At 42.5% G+C, this 19,971-nt stretch carries 26 protein-coding genes; 1 reads left to right on the top strand and 25 read right to left on the bottom strand.

Annotated features, from left to right (window positions below; translation table 11 throughout):
* Nucleotides 1-20: 20 nt before the first annotated feature.
* From ACI3E5_RS04735 to fabT, 21 genes are all read right to left on the bottom strand, one after another.
* Nucleotides 21-749 (bottom strand): class I SAM-dependent DNA methyltransferase, encoded by a 729-nt coding sequence (locus tag ACI3E5_RS04735; RefSeq protein WP_016610179.1) that lies wholly within the window; start codon nucleotides 747-749, stop codon nucleotides 21-23.
* A complete protein-coding gene (gene rsfS / locus ACI3E5_RS04730; RefSeq protein WP_034695537.1) occupies nucleotides 749-1,090 on the bottom strand; it encodes a ribosome silencing factor in 342 nt (113 codons plus the stop codon). Before rsfS ends, ACI3E5_RS04735 begins: the two co-directional genes overlap by 1 nt.
* Before the next feature lie 11 nt (nucleotides 1,091-1,101).
* Nucleotides 1,102-1,701, bottom strand: a complete 600-nt coding sequence (gene yqeK / locus ACI3E5_RS04725) for a bis(5'-nucleosyl)-tetraphosphatase (symmetrical) YqeK (protein ID WP_005225907.1) — start codon at nucleotides 1,699-1,701, stop codon at nucleotides 1,102-1,104.
* On the bottom strand, nucleotides 1,691-2,332 hold the full coding sequence (locus ACI3E5_RS04720) for a nicotinate-nucleotide adenylyltransferase (protein ID WP_005225906.1): 642 nt from the start codon (nucleotides 2,330-2,332) through the stop codon (nucleotides 1,691-1,693). The genes yqeK and ACI3E5_RS04720 overlap by 11 nt, the downstream gene beginning before the upstream one ends.
* A 12-nt stretch (nucleotides 2,333-2,344) precedes the next feature.
* On the bottom strand, nucleotides 2,345-2,656 hold the full coding sequence (yhbY, locus tag ACI3E5_RS04715) for a ribosome assembly RNA-binding protein YhbY (protein ID WP_005225905.1): 312 nt from the start codon (nucleotides 2,654-2,656) through the stop codon (nucleotides 2,345-2,347).
* A 15-nt stretch (nucleotides 2,657-2,671) separates the two neighbouring features.
* Entirely contained in the window at nucleotides 2,672-3,790 is a 1,119-nt protein-coding gene (gene yqeH, locus ACI3E5_RS04710; RefSeq protein WP_005225904.1) for a ribosome biogenesis GTPase YqeH, read from the bottom strand.
* A gap of 1 nt (nucleotide 3,791) precedes the next feature.
* A complete protein-coding gene (locus ACI3E5_RS04705) occupies nucleotides 3,792-4,316 on the bottom strand; it encodes a YqeG family HAD IIIA-type phosphatase (protein WP_005225903.1) in 525 nt (174 codons plus the stop codon).
* A 358-nt stretch (nucleotides 4,317-4,674) separates the two neighbouring features.
* Nucleotides 4,675-5,400, bottom strand: a complete 726-nt coding sequence (locus ACI3E5_RS04700) for an amino acid ABC transporter ATP-binding protein (protein WP_005225901.1) — start codon at nucleotides 5,398-5,400, stop codon at nucleotides 4,675-4,677.
* Between the two features lie 16 nt (nucleotides 5,401-5,416).
* Nucleotides 5,417-6,106, bottom strand: coding sequence for an amino acid ABC transporter permease (locus ACI3E5_RS04695; protein ID WP_005225900.1), 690 nt, complete (start codon nucleotides 6,104-6,106; stop codon nucleotides 5,417-5,419).
* A 22-nt stretch (nucleotides 6,107-6,128) separates the two neighbouring features.
* The gene (locus ACI3E5_RS04690) at nucleotides 6,129-6,974 is read right to left on the bottom strand and encodes a transporter substrate-binding domain-containing protein (protein WP_005225899.1); all 846 of its coding nucleotides are present in this window, start codon (nucleotides 6,972-6,974) and stop codon (nucleotides 6,129-6,131) included.
* Between the two features lie 190 nt (nucleotides 6,975-7,164).
* Nucleotides 7,165-7,950: an acetyl-CoA carboxylase carboxyl transferase subunit alpha gene (locus ACI3E5_RS04685; protein ID WP_015509573.1), complete on the bottom strand. Its 786-nt coding sequence runs from the start codon at nucleotides 7,948-7,950 to the stop codon at nucleotides 7,165-7,167.
* Nucleotides 7,943-8,812 carry an acetyl-CoA carboxylase, carboxyltransferase subunit beta gene (gene accD / locus ACI3E5_RS04680; RefSeq protein WP_005225897.1) on the bottom strand — a complete coding sequence of 290 codons (870 nt, stop codon included), beginning with the start codon at nucleotides 8,810-8,812 and terminating at the stop codon, nucleotides 7,943-7,945. Before accD ends, ACI3E5_RS04685 begins: the two co-directional genes overlap by 8 nt.
* A 12-nt stretch (nucleotides 8,813-8,824) precedes the next feature.
* Nucleotides 8,825-10,189 (bottom strand): acetyl-CoA carboxylase biotin carboxylase subunit, encoded by a 1,365-nt coding sequence (locus tag ACI3E5_RS04675; protein WP_005225896.1) that lies wholly within the window; start codon nucleotides 10,187-10,189, stop codon nucleotides 8,825-8,827.
* A gap of 7 nt (nucleotides 10,190-10,196) precedes the next feature.
* Nucleotides 10,197-10,625 (bottom strand): 3-hydroxyacyl-ACP dehydratase FabZ, encoded by a 429-nt coding sequence (fabZ, locus tag ACI3E5_RS04670; RefSeq protein ID WP_005225895.1) that lies wholly within the window; start codon nucleotides 10,623-10,625, stop codon nucleotides 10,197-10,199.
* A 4-nt stretch (nucleotides 10,626-10,629) separates the two neighbouring features.
* On the bottom strand, nucleotides 10,630-11,112 hold the full coding sequence (gene accB / locus ACI3E5_RS04665) for an acetyl-CoA carboxylase biotin carboxyl carrier protein (RefSeq protein WP_325845462.1): 483 nt from the start codon (nucleotides 11,110-11,112) through the stop codon (nucleotides 10,630-10,632).
* A complete protein-coding gene (gene fabF, locus ACI3E5_RS04660) occupies nucleotides 11,113-12,351 on the bottom strand; it encodes a beta-ketoacyl-ACP synthase II (RefSeq protein WP_194185299.1) in 1,239 nt (412 codons plus the stop codon).
* A gap of 12 nt (nucleotides 12,352-12,363) precedes the next feature.
* Nucleotides 12,364-13,101, bottom strand: a complete 738-nt coding sequence (fabG, locus tag ACI3E5_RS04655; protein WP_194185298.1) for a 3-oxoacyl-[acyl-carrier-protein] reductase — start codon at nucleotides 13,099-13,101, stop codon at nucleotides 12,364-12,366.
* A gap of 9 nt (nucleotides 13,102-13,110) precedes the next feature.
* Nucleotides 13,111-14,034, bottom strand: coding sequence for an ACP S-malonyltransferase (gene fabD / locus ACI3E5_RS04650; protein WP_034872550.1), 924 nt, complete (start codon nucleotides 14,032-14,034; stop codon nucleotides 13,111-13,113).
* 123 nt (nucleotides 14,035-14,157) lie between these two features.
* Entirely contained in the window at nucleotides 14,158-14,382 is a 225-nt protein-coding gene (locus tag ACI3E5_RS04645; protein WP_005225890.1) for an acyl carrier protein, read from the bottom strand.
* A 52-nt stretch (nucleotides 14,383-14,434) separates the two neighbouring features.
* Entirely contained in the window at nucleotides 14,435-15,397 is a 963-nt protein-coding gene (locus ACI3E5_RS04640) for a beta-ketoacyl-ACP synthase III (RefSeq protein WP_005235580.1), read from the bottom strand.
* A gap of 9 nt (nucleotides 15,398-15,406) precedes the next feature.
* Nucleotides 15,407-15,847 carry a fatty acid biosynthesis transcriptional regulator FabT gene (gene fabT / locus ACI3E5_RS04635; protein WP_008378199.1) on the bottom strand — a complete coding sequence of 147 codons (441 nt, stop codon included), beginning with the start codon at nucleotides 15,845-15,847 and terminating at the stop codon, nucleotides 15,407-15,409.
* Nucleotides 15,848-16,167: 320 nt separating this feature from the next.
* On the opposite strand from fabT, the gene ACI3E5_RS04630 reads away from it, so the two are divergent.
* A complete protein-coding gene (locus ACI3E5_RS04630; protein WP_015509570.1) occupies nucleotides 16,168-17,109 on the top strand; it encodes a GIY-YIG nuclease family protein in 942 nt (313 codons plus the stop codon).
* A 68-nt stretch (nucleotides 17,110-17,177) separates the two neighbouring features.
* Here the strand turns inward: ACI3E5_RS04630 and ACI3E5_RS04625 are convergent, their stop codons facing one another.
* The 4 genes from ACI3E5_RS04625 to ACI3E5_RS04610 all read right to left on the bottom strand — a co-directional run bounded on the left by ACI3E5_RS04625 (nucleotide 17,178) and on the right by ACI3E5_RS04610 (nucleotide 19,910).
* Nucleotides 17,178-17,408 (bottom strand): YkuJ family protein, encoded by a 231-nt coding sequence (locus ACI3E5_RS04625; protein ID WP_005225886.1) that lies wholly within the window; start codon nucleotides 17,406-17,408, stop codon nucleotides 17,178-17,180.
* Nucleotides 17,409-17,491: 83 nt separating this feature from the next.
* On the bottom strand, nucleotides 17,492-18,367 hold the full coding sequence (locus ACI3E5_RS04620) for an NAD(P)-dependent oxidoreductase (protein WP_194185297.1): 876 nt from the start codon (nucleotides 18,365-18,367) through the stop codon (nucleotides 17,492-17,494).
* 159 nt (nucleotides 18,368-18,526) lie between these two features.
* Nucleotides 18,527-19,711 (bottom strand): site-specific integrase, encoded by a 1,185-nt coding sequence (locus ACI3E5_RS04615; protein ID WP_498820924.1) that lies wholly within the window; start codon nucleotides 19,709-19,711, stop codon nucleotides 18,527-18,529.
* A complete protein-coding gene (locus ACI3E5_RS04610) occupies nucleotides 19,704-19,910 on the bottom strand; it encodes a DUF3173 family protein (RefSeq protein ID WP_016620367.1) in 207 nt (68 codons plus the stop codon). Before ACI3E5_RS04610 ends, ACI3E5_RS04615 begins: the two co-directional genes overlap by 8 nt.
* Between the last annotated feature and the right edge of the window lie 61 nt (nucleotides 19,911-19,971).

Here is a 19,971-nt window from a genome sequence, read left to right as displayed (position 1 = left end):
CCTCCTGTTTTACATAACGGTTACTTATGGCAGACAAAAAACCAGCGACGGCTTTTTTCATTTGGCTTCGTATCGATAAAATCAGCATAGCATTCAACATTAGCAAAACCAGCATTTTCTAACATTCTTAAATAGCTTTCAAGAGGATAGGTTCTTTCTTGATGAAGCTCATCTAAGCGTTCAAACAACCCATTCTCTTGTGCAACAAAAAAGGTCAAGAAGTGTTCAATGCTATGGTCTTTTTCGCCTTGATAGCTTTCCCAAAGAAAGGCAAATTCATCGGTTTGGTAATGATAGCTATAATCAGGAAAGACTTCATCAATTTGATATAAGGAATGCACATCAAATAAAAAGACGCCATCTTCTTCTAAACAACTGTAAACACCATCAAACACTTGCTGCACACTCTGCTCGTCTTCCATGTAGCAAAGGGAGTCAGAATAGCAGGTAATTGCTTGATAGGTGCCAACATCTACGAGATCCAGCATGTCACCCGCAACAAATTGCACAGCCGCCTCTTCTTTTTCAGCCCGTTGACTAGCGATCATCAGCATCTCTTCTGAAAGATCTAACCCAGTCACGTCAAAACCAGCCTTGGCAAACTCAACGGCTAACGCACCAGTTCCACAAGCCAATTCTAACAGCTGTTTTCTTTTTCCTAAATGACGACAAGAAAAATCCAGCCACTTTTTATAGAGACTGGAATCCATTACTTCGTCATAGACAAATGCGAAGGTTTCGTAAGCCATTACGCCACGACCCATTCATTAAGATCCACAAGCGGCGCATCAGACCATAATTTTTCTAGGTTGTAAAAAGCACGTTCTGAGGCACTAAATACGTGAACGATCACGTCACCTAAGTCGATCAAGACCCATTTTCCACCATCTTTTCCTTCGACACGGCGAACAGATACTTGATTTTCTTCTTCTTTATCGATGACTTCATCAATGATCGCATTGATTTGACGTTCGCTATTTCCTGAACAGATCACAAAGTAATCTGCTAGCAAAGAGATTTCCCGCACATCTAATGCCATAATATCTTCGGCATGTTTGGAATCGGCGGCTTTTACAGCAATTTCTAATATTTTCTGACTATCTATGGTAATTCCCTCCTATATTTGGCTACCCAAAAATTGTAGGTTTCGATCGTTTTTGGGTAGATAACAGCTTCTGTTTCGATCAAATGAAGCAAGGTATGTTTCGTTTCGTAAGCAACAGCGGCATCTAAGTCAATCATTGCGATCTCTCTGGCTTCAACGACTCCAGGAAACGTACGTCCGGGTTCGATATAATCTGCCACATAGATGATTTTATCTAACAGGCTCATCTTAGCAGCTCCGGTGGTGTGCAAACGGATCGCTTGTAAGATTTCTTCGTCATCGATTTCTAATTCTCGTTGAACGAAATCAGCACCGACAAGTCCATGCCAGATGGCATTGTTCCAGTTCAAGAGATCCAAGTCGAATCCGTCTCTACGAATGACTAATTGAAATTCTTCATCGCTGCGTTCTTTCGCATAATCATGCGTCAAGGCGGCGATGCTGGCTTTGACCGGTGAAGCACCATATTTTTCCGCAAGGGCAACGGCCGTTTTTTCGACACCTAACACATGCTCAAAGCGCTTTTGACTCATCTGCATTTGGACCTTTTGCATCAAAAGTTCCCGTTCTGCTTGTGTGTAGTGTTCACTCTTCATCCAAGTACAACCCCTTTTCTTGAATATAGTGTAACACATTATCTGGCAATAAGTAGCGAACCGAACAACCTTGTTGCACTTTTTTACGAATTGTTGTTGAGCTGACATCCATTAGCGGGATATCGATCCAAATAATCGGGTATGGGCTATCGATGGGCACTTCTGGACGGCGAACCCCCACAAAAGTCACCAATTCCATCAGCTCATCGATTTGATGCCATTTTGGTAAATAGTTCACCATATCCCCGCCAATGATAAAATAATAATTGGTATCTGGATTCTTAGCTGTCAATTCCCGCATCGTATCAACCGTATAACTCTTACCTTTTCGTTCCAACTCAATGGTCTCTACAGCAAATCGCGGATTATCGGCGATCGCCAACTCCAACATCGCCAAGCGGTGCTCAGCTGGGATCGTCTTTTTCTCATCAACATGAGGCGGTAAATACTCAGGCATGAAATAAACTTTATCCAGCCCTAATGCTTGCCCTACTTGCTCACCCATGACCAGATGCGCGTAGTGTACTGGATTAAAATTCCCACCAAGAATGCCCACTTGCTTTTTCGGTACAAGTTCTTGTGTTTGTGTCTCTAAAACCGTTTGTACCTTACCAAATGTTTGTCCTTGCATGCCTTCTCCCTCCTAAATTGAACGAACTTTGCTTGAAATCGTTTGGTATTTTTCTTTGCTTGACGGTTTGAATAAAACGATCACTCGTCCGATAATCTGTACCACTTCACAGCCGACTTTCTCACGGATCGTTTCAGCTGCTTCGTCAGCAACCTCATCGGTATTTTGGAGCAATGAGACTTTGATCAATTCTCGTTTTTCTAGCGCTTCTTCAATTTGCGCCATCATCGCGTCATTCAAGCCGCCTTTGCCGATTTGAAAAATCGGGTTTAAATGGTGCGCTTCACTTCGTAAAAATCTTTTTTGTTTTCCTCGTAAGTCCATATTCTTCCTTCTTCCTTATACTAATGCTTTACGTTTAAGCACATCGACACCCTTTGGCGCCCACCCAGCGATGACACACGGTTTGGTGATCGTGATCCAGCCAAGTCCCGCAAAAACGATATCGGTTTTTTCTTTGATTGAAAATTCGAAACGGACGAGTTCAGGAAAATCCGCCACTTCATCTGCTCGCGGCGGCTGCAGCAGCCCACCAACATGTTTCTCATAAAACTCATCGGCTTTCGTTAATTTGGTCCGATGGATCGCCACATCATTTGCTACATAAGCAATAAATGAACTGCGTTCTCCTTGAATGAAATCAAATCGGGCAAGTCCTCCTAAGAACAAAGTTTGTTCTGGATTCAACTGATACACCTTTGGTTTGATCTCTTTGGCTGGTGCCACGATTTTTAGATCTTTTTTACCTAAATAATGCGCCATTTGATGACGATGAATAATTCCTGGTGTGTCGATCAAGAAGTGTCCGTCATCCAATGGAATCTCGATTTTATCCAATGTGGTTCCTGGGAAACGCGAAGTCGTGATCAATTCGTTGATCCCCGCTGTTTGTTTGATGATTTGATTGATCAATGTTGATTTTCCAACATTCGTCACACCCACCACATAGACATCGCGTCCTTCACGATACGTTTCGATCGCTTGCAGTAAAGCTTCCGTTTCACCTGGCTTCTTGGCACTCGTCAATAATACATCCACTGGTCTTAAACCAGCTTCATGAGCACGTTCCTTCATCCATTGGGTCATCTTCGATTTTTTCAAAGATTTTGGCAAAATATCCACCTTGTTGCCCACTAATAAAACAGGATTATTGCCGACAAAGCGGTGCAGTCCTGGGATCAATGAACCATTAAAATCGAAAATATCAACGACATTAACGATCAAGGCTTCTTTTTCCCCGATTTCATTCAGTAGACGCAGAAAATCATCGTCGGTAAGGGAAACATCTTGGATCTCATTGTAATGGCGCAAACGGAAGCAGCGTTGACAATAGACTTCTCCTGATTCAAGTCCTTTTTCTAATGCGGATTGCGGGGTGTAGCCCAATTCATTGGGGTTCGTTGTCTGAATCACTGCCCCGCAGCCGATACAGTGAATTTCTTCGATTCCTTCTGTCATATTAAATTCCTCCACGCCATTTTAACTCTGGGTTGTGCTTCAATAAATAGTTCATGATTTTTCTTTCTGCGGCTCGATTAAATTGGGTTTTCCAAGAATCCGTTGGGATCACTGGTTTCACTAAAATACTGCGAACACCGGCACGATTGGCACCTCGTACATCCGTCATGATTTGATCGCCGATCATCACGACCTCTTCTTTTTTCAAGCCTAATTGTTGATAGCCTTGTTTGATCCCTCTTGAAAAGGGTTTTAATGCGCGGTGTACGTACTTTAAACCAAAGGGCGCAACTGCCCGTGCCACTCGTTCACTATTGTTGTTGGAAACGACAACTACCGGTATCCCAGCATTTTTCATTTCCAGTAGCCAGTTTTTTAGTTCTTCGGTTCCGTCAGGATTGTTCCAAGCAATCAAGGTATTATCAAGATCGGTCAAAATCCCTTTGATCCCCTGTGCCTTTAGTTGGCTAGGGGTGATTTTATAAATCGCATCGACCATCCAAGTCGGTTTATAATTTGAAAACATAAAATCTCCTTTGCTGCATGATTTCTTCACGTATTAAAAATCGGCGACTAGTCATCGATCCAAATTGTCGATCCTTAAAAGAAACAGTCCGATCTGCCTACAATCACGCAGATGGTTTCTATCAAGATCAGACCTCTTCAACCTGTAATTATACAATAGAATCTTTTTGAATACTAGCAAGTGCGCCAGTTTCTGCAGGTTTCTTGTAAAAGAACTGAAAAAGGAACCTGCCAAGACAACCGTTTGTTCTATCACTTCTTTAAAGTAGTCTTTTTTCCGTCAAAAAAGCATCCTTTTACTGAAAGGATGCTTAGGAAAGGTCCAAATTTATCACTAACAACTGCGAACTTCTCGCAGTTTACAATACTTTACTCAAAAAATCAATGGTTCGTGGATTTTTCGGATGATCAAAGATCTGTTCTGGCGTTCCTTCCTCCATAATGATTCCCTGATCCATAAATAAAATCCGATCCGCGACTTCTTTCGCAAAGCCCATTTCATGAGTGACGATGACCATCGTCATTCCTTGCTGAGCCAAACGTTGCATGACGGACAATACTTCGCCAACCATTTCAGGGTCTAACGCTGAAGTCGGTTCATCAAAGAGCATCACGTCTGGTTCCATCGCCAAGGCACGTGCGATAGCGATTCGTTGCATTTGTCCACCAGAAAGACTTTGAGGATAGGCTTTTGCTTTGTCTGGTAAGCCAACATCATTTAGTAGTTGTTTTGCCAACTGATCAGCCGCCGATTTTGCTACCTTCTTGACTTTCGTCGGGGACAAAGTAATGTTTTCTAAAACCGTCATATTCGGAAAAAGATTAAAATTTTGAAATACCATACCCATTTTTTCACGCATCTTATACAAATCATTCTTTGGATCGGTAATATCGGTTCCTTCAAAAAAGATTTTTCCGCTTGTCGGTACTTCTAATAGGTTCAAACAGCGTAAAAACGTGCTTTTTCCTGACCCAGATGGCCCAATCACCACTACGACTTCTCCTTGATCGATCGTCGTTGTGATCCCTTTTAGCACTTGATTGCTGCCAAAGGTTTTGTGTAAATCTTGAATATCTAACATCATAGCTTGTCTTCTCCTTTTAACGACGATAGCCTTTGCCTAGTTTCTTTTCCCATAAACTCAATAGTCGCGAAGTCGTAAACGTCAAGATGAAGTAAATGACCGCCGCCACATAGAAAGGCGTTAATGGTTGGAAAGAACTGGTGACAACGATCTGCGCACTGTTCATCAGCTCGTAGATGCCGATCGTTGAAAGCAAAGAGGAATCCTTGATCAAAACGATAAATTCATTGCCTAGTGGCGGCAAAATGTTGCGTAGTGCTTGTGGCAATACGACATAACGCATCGTTTGAAAAGGCCGCAACCCTAAAGAACCAGCCGCTTCTGTTTGACCGTAATCAACGGCATTGATTCCCCCTCGGACGATCTCAGCAACATATGCCCCAGAATTAAGCGAGAGCGCAATGATCCCAGGAAATAGCCGCCCAAAATCAAGACTCAACACGCCGATCGAGACCGTCGGCAAGGCAAACATTCCTTGCAAAAGACCAAAAGCGATCAATATCTGCACCAGCATCGGTGTGCCGCGGATGACTTCAATATACGCATTAGCAAACCAGCGCAAAGGCGTCACTTTTGATAATTTCATTAGGGCAAAAATCACCCCTAGAATCGTTCCAAAGATCACGGTGATGATAGAGATCACGATGGTGATCACCACACCAGAAAGAAAATAAGGGTAATATATCGCTAAAAAGGATAAATCCATAATTGTGTCTACTCCGTTCTATCTATTGCGCCGCATTTTCGTTGGCTAGATCTGTGTTCTTTTGTACATACTCATCGATTGTACCATCTTCAATCAATTCTTTCAAAATACTGTTTAGTTCTTCTTGTAATTCGGTACTCCCTTTAGGTAAAGCAATTGCATAAGAATCGCCTTCAGATGCTTCTAATGCTACATCAGTGATCACGAGGTCATCATTTTGTGCAACATACGATTCAGCAACCGCACTTTCAAGGACCAAACCGTCGATCGAGCCTTGTTTCAATTCATTGACTAGATTCGGAACTTTGGCGATGGAAACCAATTGCGAATCAGCTAATTGATCTTGAACGATCATTTCTTGGATCGAGCCTTTTTGAGCGCCTACTTTTTTGCCAGACAAGCTTTCGATTGAATCAAATGCCGATTCATTGTTTTTATTAACAACTAATTTTTGTTCTGGTGTAAAATAGTTATCGGTGAAATCAAAAGTCTGTTTACGTTCGTCAGTTGCTGAGATGCCTGAAACAGCGATATCGGCTTTCCCTTGTTGCAAAGCAGTCAAAACAGCATTGAAATCAAGGTCCAAAATATTCACTTCGACACCAAGACGATCAGCGATCTCATTGACCATATCGATATCTGCGCCCACGATCGTATCTTTGCCATCGATCAAGGCATGAAATTCAAACGGGGCAAAGTCAGCAGAAGTTGCCACATTTAACACACCAGCTGCTTTGATGGCTTCCAATTGATTATCCGCCGAACCGCTGGCACTAGAACTTCCAGTACTCGATGAGCCGCCATTCCCACAAGCTCCTAAAACCAAAATCCCCGTCAATACAACAAGTGCTCCAAATAATTTTTTCATTAAAAACGCTCCTCTTCAAAACAAATATTTATGCAATATAATCTTCTTATATTCAGAATATATACATAATAGCACAGAATAATTAAATTTTAAACTAAAAACTTCGCCATTTGTACGATTTATTCAATAACACTTTTAATAAAAAAATACTAGGATACCCATCCTTTAATCAGAGTGGATATCCTAGTTTTTAAAATCGGCGAAAACGTTGATACCTTGCCTCAAGCAATTCATCTGTTTGCAAGGTAGAAAGTTCGGCAAGTTTCTTTGAAATTGCCGCTTTCATCTGTTCCATCAATTGCTCTTTCGGTAAAAAGGCCTCTTCATGGGTTTCAGCAATCACTTTTTCAATAACACCGAGTTCATATAGTTCTTGAGCTGTGATCTTCATCAAGCCAGCAGCTTCTTTGGCACGGCTGCCATCTTTCCATAGGATCGAAGCAAAGCCTTCGGGAGATAAAATGGCATAGATCGAATGTTCCATCATCCAAACCTCATCGCCTAATGCCAGTGCTAAGGCACCGCCGCTGCCGCCTTCACCAATGATGATTGCCAAGATCGGCACCGTTAAATCGGACATTTCCATCAAGTTACGGGCAATCGCTTCGCCTTCTCCGCGCTCTTCCGCGCCAATACCGCAAAACGCCCCTGCTGTATTGATCAATGTGACCACAGGTCGCTGAAATTTTTCTGCTTGCTTCATTAAGCGTAACGCTTTGCGATAACCTTCAGGATGTGGCGAGCCAAAGTTTCTGCGTAAATTTTCAGGCAGATTACGGCCTTTTTGAATACCGATCACGGTCACTGGCTTGCCATCTAAACAAGCAATGCCGCCAACAACGGCTTCATCTTCGCCAAACAGACGGTCTCCATGAAACTCTTCAAACTCAGAAAAAATGCCGTCAAAGTAATCCAGTGCCGTCAAACGGTCTTTGCTGCGAGCGAGTTCAACGATCTCGTGGGCTGCTCTAGTCATTGCGATCCCATCCTTTCCGCGTATGCAAAGAAATCAAATGGTGGATTTTCTCCCGCAAGTTCGTCCGTGGAACGATTTGATCGACAAAGCCATGATCTAACAGAAACTCTGCCTTTTGAAAGTCTTCAGGTAGTTCCTGACGAATGGTTTGTTCAATCACACGTCGTCCAGCAAAACCGATCAAGGCTTGCGGTTCTGCCAGGATGATATCCCCTTCCATCGCAAAACTAGCGGTGACGCCACCGGTTGTTGGGTCCGTTAAAACCGTTAGATAAAACAAGCCAGCTTTACTGTGGCGTTTTACCGCCGCAGAGATTTTTGCCATTTGCATCAGTGACAAAATTCCTTCTTGCATCCGCGCACCACCTGAAGCGGTAAAAAGAACAACTGGTAGCTGTTTTTCGATCGCACGTTCAAACAAACGGGTGATCTTCTCCCCCACGACTGTTCCCATACTGCCCATGATGAAATTCGCATCCATGATCCCGATCGCTAACGGCAATCCTTGAACTTTTGCTTCTCCTGTGAGGACAGCCTCATGCAACCCAGTTTTTTCTTGCATTTGTGCGACTTTATCCAAATATCCAGGAAAATCAAGAGGATCTTTTGTGGTTACATCTGTGTCCCATTCTTCAAAACTTTTCTCATCAATCGTGATAGCGATCCGTTCCCAGGCACTGATTCGGAAATTATACCCGCAGTGAGGACAGACTTTCTCTGCCCCCATCTCCTTCGTATAAAGCGTTCGTTTGCAACTAGGACATTTCGCCCAAAGATTATCTGGTACGACTGGTTCGTTCGTTGGCAGCTGACCTCGATTAGGATTGATGCGAATGTAGTTTTTCTTCTTAAATAAAGCCACTCATCTTCCCTCCTATTGTTCAGGTGTCCAATTTGGCAGAAATTCCTCTTGTAAAAAGGCGGTTGTATAGTCACCCGCAATCACTTTCGGGTGACTGATCAAGTCCATTTGGAATTCTGCATTCGTAATGACACCATCGGTCACTAATTCGGCTAACGCCCGCTGCATCTTCATCAACGCTTCGAAACGGTTCTCGCCGTGAACGATCACTTTAGCGATCATAGAATCATAATAAGGTGGAATCGTGTAGCCAGAATACATGGCACTGTCTACACGAACGCCTAGGCCGCCGCTTGGTAAAAACAAATTGTTGATCTTGCCTGGTGACGGTGCAAAATTGAAGGCTGGATTTTCTGCATTGATCCGACATTCGATCGCCGCGCCCGTCATCTTGATGTCTGCTTGCGTCAAGCCTAGCGGTTCGCCACTAGCGACTTCAAGTTGTTTTTTGACTAGATCAATGTTTGTCACCATTTCGGTGATCGGGTGTTCCACTTGAATTCGAGTGTTCATTTCCATGAAATAAAACTCCCCAGTGTCCGCCATTAAAAACTCGATCGTGCCAGCATTACGATACCCTACCGCTTGTGCGGCACGCACCGCTGCTTCTCCTAGTTCTGCTCGCTTGCTTTCAGAAATCACCACAGAAGGGGATTCTTCCAACACTTTTTGGTTGTTGCGTTGTAGCGAGCAATCGCGTTCACCAAGGTGGATAATATTACCAAAAGAATCACCTAACACTTGCACTTCTATGTGTCGAGCAGGATAAATGATTTTTTCAATGTACATTTCATCGTTGCCAAATGCCGCTTTCGCTTCTTGCTGCGCCGAAGCAAAATGATGAGGCAATGCTTCTTTATCTGCGACTTTCCGTATCCCTTTACCGCCACCGCCGGCCGCAGCTTTGAGCATGACTGGGTAACCAATCTCTTCAGCGATTGTTAAAGCTTCTTCCACATCAGAAATCGCGCCTTTGCTTCCGGGAATGACCGGTACTTCTGCTTCGATCATCAAGCGTCTTGCATTGATTTTGTTTCCCATTGCATCGATAGTCTCACTCTTTGGCCCAATAAAGACGATATTGCATTCCTCGCACATCGCAGCAAAACGGCTATTCTCTGAAAGGAAGCCAAATCCAGGATGGATCGCCTCAGCCTTTGTGACGATCGCAGCGCTTAGGATCTGCTGTACATTCAAATAAGAGTCGGCTGCTTTGGCAGGTCCGATACAAATCGCTTCATCGGCAAGCTCTGTATGCAACGCTTCTTTATCTGCTTCTGAATAAACGGCGACCGTTTGAATACCTAATTCGCGACAAGCGCGAATGATACGTACGGCGATTTCGCCACGGTTTGCGATCAATACTTTAGAAAACATGTCTCACCTATCCAATCATGAAAGTCAATTCTGCTTCCGCCACTTTTTTCCCATCAACATAGGCAATTCCTTTGCCGATGCCAGCTGCAGATTTCACTTTGATTATTTCTACTTCTAAGATCAAGGTATCGCCTGGTGTTACTTTTTTTCTGAATTTCGCTTTGTCTAAACCGCCAAAATAGGCAGTTTTCCCACGAAAATCTTCCAATGATAGCAATGCCACAGCACCTGCTTGTGCCATTGCTTCCACGATCAATACTCCGGGCATCACTGGTTCATGGGGAAAATGACCTTGGAAAAACGGCTCATTGATAGTAACGTTTTTCTTCGCAACGACCCGTTTGCCTTCTTCTAACTCCTCTACCCGATCCACTAAAAGCATCGGATAACGATGAGGGATGATTTCTTTGATTTCTTGAATCGTTAATGCGCTCATTGCTTTACCCTTCTTTCACACGGAATAATGGTTGATTGTATTCAACGATTTGTTCGCTTTCAACCAAGACTTCAACTAATTCGCCATCGACGTCACTGACGATTTCATTCATGACTTTCATCGCTTCAACGATACAGAGAATATCACCTTTTTTCACGTGATCGCCGATTTGTTTGAAGTTGTCTTTATCAGGACTTGGTTTCAAATAAACGACACCCACTAATGGAGAGACAACTTCTTTGCCCTCTAAGACAGGTTTTGTCGTTTCTACTGTGTCCGGTGTTGCTGAGACAGCAGGCGTTGGTGCAACAGGAGTTGGCGCAGCATTCGCTGCAGGAGCAGATGCAGGTGCAGAGGATGCACTTTGTAGCCCACTTGTCGTATTTTTATTAAAATAAAGTTCAAATGTCTCTTTTTTTAATTGAAGCTCAGTTAACGTCGATTGATCGAATTGGCTGAGCAGCTCTTTTACCTCATGTGTTTCCAATTACGCTTCCTCCCAACGTTTCAGCAAGATCACTGCATTATGACCGCCAAACCCAAGTGAATTACTCATGGCATAGGTCAATTCTGCTGGTTGGCTTTGATTGATAACAACGTTCAAGTCGATCTCAGGATCTTGTTCTGTCACGTTGATGGTTGGTGGAATAAATTGATGTTGTAATGCTAATAGTGAAGCAATGGCTTCGATTCCACCAGCCGCCCCAAGCAAATGACCAGTCATTGACTTTGTACTGCTGACATATGGTTTTTTATAGTCTTCGCCCAAACCGTATTGGATCGATGTCGCTTCTGCACTGTCATTGGCGGGCGTGCTTGTACCGTGGGCATTGATGTAGCCAACTTCAGCCGGGGTGATCGCTGCTTCTTGCATCGCCAATTTCATTGCTTTTCCGGCACCTGATCCATCAGGATTTGGCGCAGTCATATGGTAGGCATCACAGTTCGCACCGTACCCTACGACTTCACCTAAAATCGTTGCCCCACGTTTTTGCGCATGCGCCAATGATTCTAAAATGAAGACGCCAGCGCCTTCACCCATGACAAACCCACTACGATTTTTATCAAACGGAACGGAAGCTTTGTCAGGGTCTGATTCAGTGGTTAACGCCGTCAGAGACGCAAAACCAGCAATACCGATTTCACAGATCGTCGCTTCTGAACCACCAGCGATCATAACATCTGCATAGCCATGCTTGATGTTCCGAAAAGCTTCACCGATTGAATGGGTACCAGAAGCACAGGCGGAAACAGTCGTCGTACAAATGCCTTTCGCACCTACCCGTAATGCAATGTTGCCGGCAACCATATTTACGATCGACATCGGTACGAACATTGGTGATACCCGATTTGCTCCTTTGTCATGCATCCGAATTACTTGGTCTTGAATCGTTGGCAAGCCGCCGATCCCTGAACCAACCATCACGCCAAAACGATCCACATCAATGGTTTCTGTATCTAACTTCGCCATTTCCATCGCTTCTAACGCCGCATAAATTCCATAAATGGAAAAAAGATCCATCCGCTTCGTATCTTTTTTAACGAAGTACTTTTCTAACGGAAAATCTTTGACTTCAGCGGCAACTGAGATCCCTGTTGCTTCTGAGTCAAATTTTGTAATCGGGCCGATGCCGTTGGTCCCGTTTTGTAAACTTGCTAAAAATGTTTCGGGGTCATTTCCGATTGGAGAAGTGACGCCGTATCCTGTAACTACTACTCGATTCATCTATTCTTCCTCCTACCCTTGCATTGCCATCCCGCCGTCTACACTGATCACCTGACCAGTGATGTAGGGGCTTTTTGCTAAAAAGACTGCTGTTTGCGCAACATCCTGTGTGGAACCAAAACGCTGTAATGGAATATTTGTCAATGATTGTTCTTTGACTTTATCCGACAGCACTTCAGTCATCTCTGTTTCGATAAATCCTGGGGCGATCGCATTGCAGGTGATCCCCCGAGCGGCACCTTCACGAGCGGCAGATTTCGTAAAACCGATCACGCCAGCTTTACTTGCCGCATAGTTGGCTTGCCCGATATTTCCCGTCAAGCCGACCACACTCGTCAAATTGATGATGCGGCCTTCTCGCAGCTTCATCATTTTTTTCAACGCGTGCTGCGTCATATTGAAGGTACCAGTCAAATTGATTTTGATCACTGAATCAAAATCTTCGGGTTTCATTCTCAACAATAATTTGTCATTCGTGATTCCGGCATTATTGACTAAAATGTGGATCGGTCCGACTGCCGCTTCTGCTTCTAAAAGCATGGCTGCCGCTTGATCAAAATCAGAAATGTCCCCATTGATCGCTACACATTTCACGCCGTAGCTGGTGATGCGATCGATCAGTGACTGGGGAATTTCTTTTCGTCCATTTAAAACGATATTCGCTCCTTCTTTGGCAAAGGCTTCCGCGATGGTAAAACCGATCCCTCGCGAGCTACCAGTTACAAAGACGTTTCTATTTTGCAGATCCATAAATTCCTCCTAGTTGAATCGGGCTAGTGTATCTGCCAACGTTTGGCTATCTTCTACACGCGCAGTCTGTATTTCTTTGTCTATTTTCTTCATAAAACCGCTCAATACTTTTCCTGGTCCGATCTCGATGACTTGTTGGATGCCAAGCTGCTTCAGTGTCGCAATGCTTTCGTAAAAACGCACTGGCGATTTCACTTGCAGCGTCAACAGTTCCTTGATTTGGTCTTGCTGCATTGGCTGCGCGGTCGTATTGCTGATGACAGGTACTTGTAACTCATCAAAGGTGATTTGAGCTAATTCCTGTGCTAATTGCTGCGATGCGGGTTCCAACAAAGCAGTATGGAAAGGACCGCTGACATTTAAAGGAATCACCCGTTTGGTTCCAGCAGCTTGTAACAATTCCACCGCTTTATCCACTGCCGGCGCTTCACCGCCAATGACGATCTGCTGCGGCGTATTGTAATTCGCTGGTGTCACGATCCCCACTTGACTTGCTTCTTTACAGATTTCTTCAATCGTTTCAGCGGGTGTGTTCATCACAGCGACCATTTTCCCAACACCTGCTGGCGCCGCACTTGCCATATACCGACCGCGCTTTTGCACCAATGCGACTGCTGTCTGGAAATCAAGCGCACCACTAGCGACTAAGGCTGTATATTCGCCTAAACTCAAGCCAGCAACAGCATCTGCTTTGATTCCTTGCGCATCCAAAAGTCGCCAAAAAGCCGTACTTACCGTTAAGATGGCAGGCTGCGTATATTCCGTCTGGTTTAAACGTTCGTTTTCAGTAAAGCATAGCTCGGCCATATCATATCCTAGAATGGTGCTGGCTTGTTCAAACGTCTCACGAACGATGGCTTCTTGGTGATAGAGCTCTTCTCCCATTTTGGGGTACTGTGCGCCTTGACCGCTAAATAAAAAGGCTGTCTTCATCTTGTACTCCTTCATTACTTTGATCGTTGTCGTTGGAGAACATGGCTTCTTGCAGTTCGTCTATGAATCAGCAAAAACACGTTCTTAAAAAGGAAAGGCTAGGCTGTCTGCCTAGCCTTTGTTTTATGCTTGTTGTTTTTCTACATATTTAACTAGATCTTCAACGGTTGTGATACCATCTTCTGTTTCGATCTTCACATCGAATTCATCTTCGATCTCGTTAATGATTTGGAAAAGATCCAAGCTGTCTGCTTCTAAATCTTCTTGGATGTTTGTGTTCAATTTGATTTCTTCTTTTTCTTTTCCTAATTCTTCTGCTACGATTTCTTGAATTTTTTCGAATACCATGTGTATATTCCTCCAATGTGTTTTTCAATAGTAATTTTGTTTCGTGAACAAGTTATAAGGTGGCTAACATAGTTCCCCATGTCAATCCGCCGCCAAAACCTGAGAACACCACTTTTTGACCACTGCCAAGTGACAGTGTACCTCGTTTGATTTCTTCATCTAGCAATAACGGAATCGAGGCTGCCGAAGTATTGCCATAATCTTGCATATTTTGCAAAAATTTCTCACGGGGCTGCTTCAGCTTGCGAGCAACTTTGTCTAAAATACGTGAATTTGCTTGGTGAAGCAAAAAATAATCGATTGCTTCATCTTGTATCAGATCATTGATCGAGGCGACCACATCACGCGTCGCAAAATCAAAGATTTCTCGTCCAATCATTTGCATACAAGCACTATACGCCGGAGCGTTTTGTGAAAAAGGATTCTCATTCGTGCGAAAACCAGATGTTAAGGACATGCCTCGCGTCCCATCTGCTTTTAAAGACTCTTTGAGCAAATGCTGCTCTGAAGATGCTTCCAGCAATAGACCGCCGGCACCATCTCCGAATAAAACAGCCGTCGAACGGTCGTTCCAATCCAAGACTTTTGAAAGTACTTCTCCACCGATGACCAATCCTTTTTTAGCGCCCGTTCGAATCAGTTTTTCAGCCATAGACAATGCATACACGAAACCAGCACATGCTGCACTGATATCAAAAGCAAAGGCATTGACTGCCCCAATCGCCCCTTGGACTTGGCAAGCAACCGCCGGTGTATTGAAATCCGGTGTGATCGTCGCTACCAAGATAAAATCTAGACTTTCTGCTGAAAGCTGAGCATCTTGCAAAAGCGTTTGAGCGACGCGAATACAAAGGTCTGAAGTGTTTTCGCCAACAGCGACTCTTCTTCGTTTGATTCCCGTGCGAGAATGGATCCATTCATCTGAAGTATCCATCAAATTTGATAGATCATCATTTGTTACGATTTTTTCTGGAACATAACTTGCAGTCGCGGTAATTTTTCCAAACATATTCATCCATTATTCTCACTTATAATCTTGTAAAAAGTCATGCAGATTTTTCAGTGCTTTCAACAGTGCCTGTTCCTCTTCAGGAGACATCTGACTCAAGACACCTTTCACCATCTCACGATGAAAATGCTGATGAACACGATAAAGGAGTTTTCCTTTTTTCGTCAAACCTAGTTTGACGACTCGCCGATCATCTTCACTGCGAATCCGTTCTACATATTCTTTTTTCACCAAACGATTGATCGCGATGGTCAAAGTCCCAACAGTGATCGAAAGCTCTTTGGCAACTTCAGTCGTGGTCTTTTTTTTGTACATCCCGATGGCTTCGATGGTATGCATTTCGGTAATTGAAAGGTCTTTGAATTGAGATTTTTTCAATTCAGATTCTTCAATCACTAAGATGTCATTAAAGACGCTGACTAAGTAGTCATTAACTGTTTCTAAATTGGGTTCCATAACCTTCACCATCCGAATACTTTGATAATCAAATCATTTGATAGTCAAACTATATCGGAAGTTATTGAGAAATGCAAGAATTTTTTCGAACTTTTTTTATTTTTAAGCGCATTTTTATTTAAGAATTGATTTTCTAAGATTTTAAAAGCTGCGAGTTGACAAAATAATCCGTTTCCGTTATAGAGAAATTTCCTTTGAATGTCAAAGTTTATCATTTTGTTGCCTCCACTCTATTTCTAATTTTTTCTTGTCAATAGCCAACAAACGTTGCTCTCTTACGCTTCATCTGCTACTCTTTGAAGGAAGGAGAGGAACGATCGATGAATCCGAACAAAGAGTTTCTAAAAAACAAAGCAAATGCACTGCCTGAAAAGCCTGGTGTTTATTTAATGAAAGATCAGCACAACGAAGTCTTGTATGTAGGAAAAGCCAAATCATTGAAACAGCGTGTCGTTTCTTACTTCCGAAAAAATCAGCAGCATGCCAATAAGGTACTTCGACTTGTTTATAATGTCGTTGATTTTGAAACGATCGAAACAGATACAGAATTGGATGCACTATTACTTGAATGTCGTTTGATCCAAGCTTTTCATCCTATCTACAACCGACAAATGAACCATTCAGCCAACTATTGCTTTGTTGACTTGACGAATCATACCTTCACGATCACTCAAACACCCCAAATTGGCAGTTATGGCCCCTTTCGGCAAACAAAAAAATTGCCAGCATTGTTTCAATTATTGTCAGAAACCTTTCAATTGCCGACTGTCAACGAACTGACGCTATTAACCTTACGTAAGCAGCTCCCTCAAATGGATGCGTATCCCTTGGAAGAGAAGTGGCGGGAGATCGGCTGTTTTTTTGCAGGAAAGAAGACCGACTGTTTTTCACTCCTTAAAAAACGCTTAGCATATCTGATTGATCACCTATTGTTTGAACAAGCTAGTGTACTGCAGCGCCAGATCCATTTAGCACAAAGCTTTTACCAAGAAATCGTGAGGGTCAATCAGTTTATTCAAGAACCAGAAGTGATTTTTTCTATTCTCCTTGACTTAGAGGAGCCAGGATCACAGACGACTCAAATCAAATACTATCAAGTTAGCTTTGGCAAGTTGATCCAAACAAAAGTTCTTTCTCCCGAGGAAACATTCCAGCCACTCCCGCCAGCAAGCGCTGCGCTTCCTTTAGCCCCGGAAGATCTCGATCCATTAGGGATCATCCTTAATCACTTGTATCGCCAAGAAAAAGCAGCAGATAAATAAAAAACAGCAAGCCCAAGTAGGCTTGCTGTTTAGAAATGAGAAAGCGACGACGAACGTCCCACTCATTCTTATTGGATCAAATCATAGATTTCCATGGCTACAATATCAACGTTATCAAATTGATAAGATTGACTTGATTCTGCTTCCGTTAATTCAAACGTTTCTGTCGAATTGTCATAAGTAACGGTACATTTTTCGACGCCTTCTTTTTCAAAACGACGTACTTGAACTTCATTGTCTTGCGCTTCGACCATCGCTTCTAAACGTTTGATGATAGCGACTAATTGCGAACTTTTCATTCGTAAGCCTCCTTTTTCTGTCCGTTATATTGTATCAAAACATCCTCTATCTTGCATTGATTTTTCGTATTTTTTTTGTCATTTTAAGATTTTTTTCCATCTTGCCACCAAAGTTTAATCAGCGCCTGCGTTCCGTCATTTTCGAAGCCTTTTTCAGCCAACTGATCATACAATTTTTTAGCTAAAGTGGTGCTTGGCAAATCCAATCCCATCTTCTTAGCCTCATCCAAAGCGATCCCCAAATCTTTGATGAAATGTTTGACAAAAAAGCCTGGTGAATAATCCTCTTTTAGGATACGAGGACTATAATTCGTCATGGACCAATTGGCTGCCCCACCACCAGAAAGGGTTTCAATCACTCGTGGTAAATCAAGACCCGCTTGGTTCGCATAGACCAGCATTTCTGTCATCCCCGTCATGGTTCCGGCAATCATGATCTGATTGGCCATTTTCGTGTGCTGACCTTTCCCTGCCCCTCCTTGAAGTTGAAACGTCTTTCCTAATACTTCAAAAAGTGGTTTTACTTGTTGGTAAGCTTCTTCATCGCCACCAACCATAATCGTTAGCGTAGCGTTTCTCGCACCAAGATCCCCACCAGAAACTGGCGCATCGATACTCGCTGCTCCTTTTTCCTTCGCTGTCTGGTAGATTCGTTCTGCCAAATCAGGTGTACTGGTGGTAAAATCCACCAATGTTTTGCCCGTCACAGCCGTTTGAAAAATCCCTTGAGGCCCATAGTAAACCTCTTCAACGTCGGATGGATAACCAACCATTGTAAAGATGATTTCACTTTCTGATGCAACTTCTGTTGGGGTGTCACGCCAAATTGCTCCATTCGCAACGAGTTCATCAGTTTTTTCTTTCGTCCGATTGTAAACATTCACTGTATGTCCTGCAGCTAAGAGATGACCAACCATCGCTTGACCCATGACACCAGTACCGATAAATCCTAATTCCATGCAGATCCCTCCAAAATAAAAAAGTTCATGTCTTTAGTATACGCTAAAAACATGAACAAGGGAAACAAATCCACTGCTATCAACGGATACAGCCCCTTTATTTTCTCGTGAGAACATTCGTGAGAACATTTCCCAATATTTTGCTTCTATTATAGTACGTTATTCTCTACCGCTGATCGTATTTAAACGATCAACAATATCAAAATTCTCTGTCGGATACAAATGAGAATATATATCTAATGTCATTTCAATCTTGGCATGACCTAATCTTTCTTGAACCATTTTAGGATTCTCTTTCATATGAATAAGTAAACTAGCATGTGAGTGCCGCAAATCATGCAACGTAGCTCTAGGAAGACCAAACTTCTCTTGTAAGCGTTTGAACTTGACACCCATCCAAGCTCCATCAATGAATACATCGTCATGGCTAAACACTAATTTTATGTCACCAGAACGATGTTGATAATATCTCCAATTTTTTAATAATAAAATCGTCCTGTTATCAATAAATAATGTTCTTTCACTACTTTTCGATTTTGGAGTAGATAGATATTGTTCCGACTTTTTTTTGGATCGATTACCAACTGTATATAGCACCTTGATTTTTCCTTCATCTAAATCAACATTTTCCCACAATAATGCAGCGCTCTCCCCAAATCTTAAGCCAGTGAAAAACAAAAAGCGATAAAATAAATAGTGAAAAAAATCATAGTATTCAGTTTGCGATAGATTTTCTAGTAACATAATTTTATTCTCGAGATTAGTTGTAAAAATACTTTTCTCAAAAACTTTGAAATCATCCAACGTCCAAAAATTGATCTTTTTCTTTTCAACCCTTATTCTTCCTAATGCACGAAATGGATTTTCTTCAACAAACCCAAAGATTTTTGCTCTATCCCATATACCAGCCATTAAAGAACACAACAAATTAATATATGATCCGCACACACCACTTGATAAAAGCTTATTTTGAAATATCTGCACATCCAAAACACTAATATCACGCATATTCTTGTTTTCAAAATCTTTAAAATCTTTCAGCAAACAGTATTTTCTTGGATTAAATGTGTTCGGCTTAACTCTCGATTTATACCAATCCAAATATATCTGATCCCTAAAATCCTTAAAAGTCATATTTTCTTTACTATCTGAATCAGAAACCACTTGATCGTTAGCTTGTGTCTGATTCAACATAAAAACCATATACGCACGATATGCCTCTGCCTCTGTCTTAAAACCTCTTTTCGTTTTAGTAAGTCTTTTTCCAGTAATTGGATCCTTCCCTAGATTAGCTTTGAAATAAAATCCATTTGAATCCTTATAAACATTTTGCTTTTTACCCATTTTGAGATACCTCACCCGTCTCAAGTTCGTAACCCAAAATTTCCTCAATCGCCCACTTCGGCACTCTCCCTCTCCCTTTACTTAAATAGAAAGGGCAGCCCCTTTTTACTAACATTAACTTTGCTTCACGAATTATTTCTCTTGCTTGATATTCACGATATCCTTTCTTCATCAAATCTTGTTTTGTACATGTTTCCATTATAAGGTACTCCTCCTAAAAAAAATACCAGCAAGGATTAATTTCCTCACTGGTACTCACT

The organism is Candidatus Enterococcus avicola (assembly GCF_047470845.1).
GTDB classification, from domain to species: Bacteria; Bacillota; Bacilli; order Lactobacillales; family Enterococcaceae; genus Enterococcus_D; species Enterococcus_D casseliflavus.
Note: the sequence above shows the minus strand (reverse complement) of the source record. Positions and strands in the feature narration are given on the sequence as shown.